Consider the following 818-nt stretch of genomic DNA (forward strand, 5'->3'; position numbering starts at 1 on the left):
CTACTTAGATGTTTCAGTTCAGCGGGTTCGCTCACCTTACGGTGTGACTGGCCTTCAACCAGCCGGGTTGCCCCATTCGGAGATCTGCGGATCAACTCGTGTGTGCCAATCCCCGCAGCTTTTCGCAGCTTATCACGTCCTTCTTCGCCTCTGAGAGCCTAGGCATCCCCCATACGCCCTTATTTAGCTTATTGTACTTTTTGTCTCTTTGATTCTATTTCTAACTTATTTCTTACTGTATCTAAATACAGCAAAATTTACGTTACTCGTATTCTTTCTTTATCTCAATATGTCAATGAACGTTGTGGCGAGTCGCCACCGACAATTATTACTAATTATCTGCAACAAACTCTTTGCCGTTGTGGAGAATATCGGAGTCGAACCGATGACCTCCTGCGTGCAAGGCAGGCGCTCTAGCCAGCTGAGCTAATTCCCCTTCTCAAAAAAAAATCCCCGAATTTAGAATTCAGATCCTTTCCTGTCTGTAGAATTCCCTTAACTTCCAGAATTTCCTCTTATCATAATGTTATCTATGAACTTAACGGTACCGCTTTTTATCGGTAACCTTAACTTAGTAGTCTCGGGCAGACTCGAACTGCCGACCTCTACATTATCAGTGTAGCGCTCTAACCAGCTGAGCTACGAGACTTCTTCTTGTTCCTTTTTTATATATTAACAGCTTTAAGCAAAATCATCCCTTAAAAATTATAAGGTAGCTCCTCTTCCAATTATCGATTCTTTTCTCTAGAAAGGAGGTGTTCCAGCCGCACCTTCCGGTACGGCTACCTTGTTACGACTTAGCCCCAGTTACCAGTTTT

2 tRNA genes and 2 rRNA genes are annotated in these 818 nt (G+C 43.4%); all 4 read right to left on the reverse strand.

Annotated features, from left to right (window positions below):
* Positions 1–193 (reverse strand): 23S ribosomal RNA (locus GWK08_RS19155); the annotation flags it as partial.
* 169 nt (positions 194–362) lie between these two features.
* Positions 363–436: transfer RNA gene (locus GWK08_RS19160), tRNA-Ala, on the reverse strand.
* A gap of 139 nt (positions 437–575) precedes the next feature.
* Positions 576–649: transfer RNA gene (locus tag GWK08_RS19165), tRNA-Ile, on the reverse strand.
* Positions 650–748: 99 nt separating this feature from the next.
* Positions 749–818 (reverse strand): 16S ribosomal RNA (locus GWK08_RS19170); the annotation flags it as partial.

This window comes from Leptobacterium flavescens, from assembly GCF_010671605.1.
In the GTDB taxonomy this organism is placed as follows: Bacteria; Bacteroidota; Bacteroidia; order Flavobacteriales; family Flavobacteriaceae; genus Leptobacterium; species Leptobacterium flavescens.